Annotated in this window: 5 protein-coding genes; all 5 read right to left on the reverse strand. The window is 32.3% G+C overall.

Features of this window, described 5'->3' with window-relative positions:
- Window positions 1–313 (reverse strand): efflux RND transporter permease subunit (locus SULYE_RS06975; RefSeq protein ID WP_007547903.1); only part of this gene is annotated, 313 nt, incomplete at its 3' end.
- On the reverse strand, window positions 310–1,371 hold the full coding sequence (locus tag SULYE_RS06980; RefSeq protein ID WP_007547904.1) for an efflux RND transporter periplasmic adaptor subunit: 1,062 nt from the start codon (window positions 1,369–1,371) through the stop codon (window positions 310–312). The genes SULYE_RS06975 and SULYE_RS06980, both read right to left, overlap by 4 nt.
- 56 nt (window positions 1,372–1,427) lie before the next feature.
- Window positions 1,428–2,591 (reverse strand): TolC family protein, encoded by a 1,164-nt coding sequence (locus SULYE_RS06985; protein WP_007547905.1) that lies wholly within the window; start codon window positions 2,589–2,591, stop codon window positions 1,428–1,430.
- 66 nt (window positions 2,592–2,657) lie between these two features.
- Window positions 2,658–2,975: a hypothetical protein gene (locus SULYE_RS06990; RefSeq protein WP_043989248.1), complete on the reverse strand. Its 318-nt coding sequence runs from the start codon at window positions 2,973–2,975 to the stop codon at window positions 2,658–2,660.
- Window positions 2,976–3,108: 133 nt separating this feature from the next.
- Window positions 3,109–3,588, reverse strand: a 480-nt coding sequence (locus SULYE_RS06995) for an NAD(P)/FAD-dependent oxidoreductase (RefSeq protein WP_007547907.1), incomplete at its 5' end; no start/stop codon positions are given.

A 3,588-nucleotide genomic window follows, 5' to 3' on the forward strand; every position in this document is an offset into this window, starting at 1 on the left:
GCCTTCTTGCAAAGTATATATCCGTTCCATCTTTGAAAAAGATTGATATATAAGAGAAACCTGGTAAAGATACGCTCCTAACAGTTGTAACATCTTTAATTCCGGACATGAATGTTTCTACTTTTTTTGTAATAAGAATTTCTACCTCCTCAGCCGACAAGCCGGGAGCTTCTGTGTAAATGTTTACCTGAACGGGTGTTGGGTCTGGAAAAGTATCTACTGGCAAGCTTTTAAATGAGTAAATGCCAATGCCAACAATCAAGAACAGAATGAAAATAACTATAAATTTATATCTTAAGATAAAGTCAATCATTCTTCGGCACCTCCAAAAGCCTTAGTCTTAAGAAAGATTAGACCATCGGTGATAACCTCTTCACCTTCTTTTAATCCCGAAACAACTTTATAAAAATCTCCTACCTTTTCAGCTATCTTAACCTCTCTTAAAATGACTTTATTGCCTGATTTTACAAAGCAGTAGTATTTATCCTTTTCTTGAAAAACAGCTTTTAAAGGAACTAAAACACCGCTAGTTGATTTAAGCGGCAATTTTACATTTACAAAAAGATTAGGTTTAAGAGAATTCTCTACATTATTGACAACTATTCTTATATCATTTCTTCTTGTTTTTGGGTCAATCTCACGACTTATAAGACTTAACGTTCCGAAGATTTCTTTATTGAGCGGGGATATTACAATAACTTTTTGACCGATTTTTAAATCTTTTGTAATTTCAAAAGGTACCTGAGCAATTACCCAAAGTCTCTCATGAGAATGGACTCTCATAAGCTCTTCACCAACATTTACAGGATTGCCATTTATTACTTTAATATCAGCAACAAATCCGTTAACTTTACTTCTTAAAATAATAGAATTTCCTTTAACTTCTCCATAAGAGCTTAAAGCTTTTTTCAATGCTTGATACTCTCCAAGACTTCTCTCATATTCAATTTTTGCTGCTTGGTATCTTGCAAAGGGTATAACTTCTTCTTTATAAAGATTTTCTTCTCTTTCTAATACCTGTTTTGCTGTTTGTAATTTAACCTTTGCCATTTCAATATTTGCTTGCAAGCTTGCAATCGTTGGAGAATAAACAGTGAGCAAAACCTGACCCCTTTTTACCTGGTCTCCAAGCTTAACATAAACCCTTTCAGCTATTCCTTCCACGGGAGATGAAACAGCATAGCTTAACGTTGGGTCTTGAGTTACTACTGCCGGAAATGTTTGATACTCTACCACTTCACCTACTTTCACTTTTTCAGTTTTTAGATTTATCTTTTTTTCAATCTCTGGTTTAAGTATAATCTCCTGAGCCTTTGATAGAGTAAATATTGACAAAAGTAAAATCATAACTGAAGCTTTTCTAACTAACATATGTTTACCTCCTTTTTTAATTAAAGTGAAAAGTAGATCTTTAACCTATCAACCATTTACTCACCTACTATTGCAACGTATTCGCCATAAAGCTTATGAATTTGCATTAACAAATCAGCCCTGTATCTAAGTAATTCATAATACTGAGATTTTATTGTGAGATACTCAAAAAGTGTCAGCTCTCTTAGCTTATAGCTTTTTTCTGCAAGACTTAGCTGAGCCTTCATATCCGGTAAGACTTTGTTATCTATTTCTTCAAGCTGAGATTTTAAAATGTTGTAGCTTTCTTTTATGGTTGCCGTGGTTTTCTTTATATTTTCAAGCTGATAGTTGTGTAATTTTTCAAAGCTTGCCTTTTGGTTTTGTATGTTGACAATCTCTCCTAAGTTTTTGTAAAATACAGGGATGCTAAAAGTTAGCATCAAACCTGCAGAGTATTTGCCGGTTGTCTGCTCTCTTGTTATAAAACCTACGCCAATTTGTGGTTTTGCTAATGCTTTTTGAAATTTGTATGCATTTTCTAAGGATTCCATCTTGCTGTTTATGGCTGCAATTTGTGGCAATGTTGTTAAATCTTTATCTTTTATCTGTCTTATCTGATTTATATCTCCTTCAACGTCTTTTACATCAAATCCTACAAACCCTGATAACCTTTTTACCGACTCTTCATACTTAGTTTTTGATAAATTAAGTTTTACTTCCGTAAATTTATAATCTTTTTCTCCTCTAAGCAAGTCAAGCTTTGTAGTTTCTCCAAGTTGATAGGTCTTTTTTATAAAATCCAAAATTTGTTTTGATGTCTTCATCTCTTCCTGAGCTATTTCATATAAATATTTGTTGTACAATGCTTCATAGAATAATGTGTATAGATTTCCTGTATATGTGTTTTTGAACGCTTCAAAGTTTAGTTTTTGATGCTGAAATTCCTTTTCTGCTTGGTTTGTTTGATACTTTCTTTGTCCATACAGTCTTAGCGGTTGAAGTATATGAAATTCCGATAGATTTCCCGATGTATTATTTCCCATCAGCCTTTCAAAGCTTATGTATCCTTCCGGATTTGGCAGCGCTTTTGCTTTGATTATATCTCCTTCATAGGACATTACTTCGTAATACTTACTTTTAATAAGGTCGTTGTTAATACTTTTTTCTAATATATCTTCAAACGTTTCCGCATTTACCATGCTGAAAGATGTAAACAATGCTAATAATATTCTTTTCATAGTTTGCCTCCAAAGGTTTATAAATTGCTTATTATTTTAGGGTTTTGTGGATGGTTAAAAAGAGGTTTAAGTTAATATGGGCGGCTTGAAGATTTCTGAGATTAGTTGATATTTGAATAAATCAGATTTTAAATCTGCTGAAAATTTAGATGTTATTTCATAGTTATAATTGTAAGCATTTTCAATTTGAATGTAGGGCATGTGTAATTCTTCGTGTATTTCATTTATAAGACATAAAGTTTGGTCTTTCTGATTACATTGTTTTTCCTCTGAAACAAAAACTTGTACATCATGTTTTACTACATTTTGAATAATATAGTCATGAAAAATATTAAATAACAAATTAAGTAGAAACAAGCTTAATAAAATCTTTTTAAAATTCATACACACCAAGCCTCAGTTTGTACATCTTAGTATAATTTTACCATACATTATAATGAAAAAAAATGACAAATTTAATAAAAACGCGATCCTTCGGCCTTACGGCCTCAGGATATTAGTCAAATTCATTTTATAACTACATACTATCTGGAACATCATGAACAACAACATTTTTACCTGCCATTATAACTTGTATATTGCAAGCAACTTGAACACCGCTTCCGGCTGCAGCTGCAAACATTGTACTAACACCAGCAATTAAACCTGCAGCGTACATACCCTCTTTTATTTTATAGTCTTGGTCTACTTTTAATTGAACTTTACCCGGTCTTGGAGATTTTTTATTCTCAATAACTTCCACTCCCTCACATTCAATATTAAACTCATGAAAACCTGTAGCAAAAACTACAAAATCAGAATAAAATTCTTTACCATCTTCTGTAATTACTTTAAAGTTTTTATATTCACCCTCAACCTTAACTACTCTTCCATCTATAATTTCAACGTTTCCATACATCTTTGCATGTTCTTTTAATTGATTAATCACGTCTTTTCCTAAGCTTCCTGGCTTAACTCCCGGGGCGTTATTAAGCATTGCTTTTAATAGATCCGAAGA

The organism is Sulfurihydrogenibium yellowstonense SS-5 (assembly GCF_000173615.1).
GTDB lineage: Bacteria > Aquificota > Aquificia > Aquificales > Hydrogenothermaceae > Sulfurihydrogenibium > Sulfurihydrogenibium yellowstonense.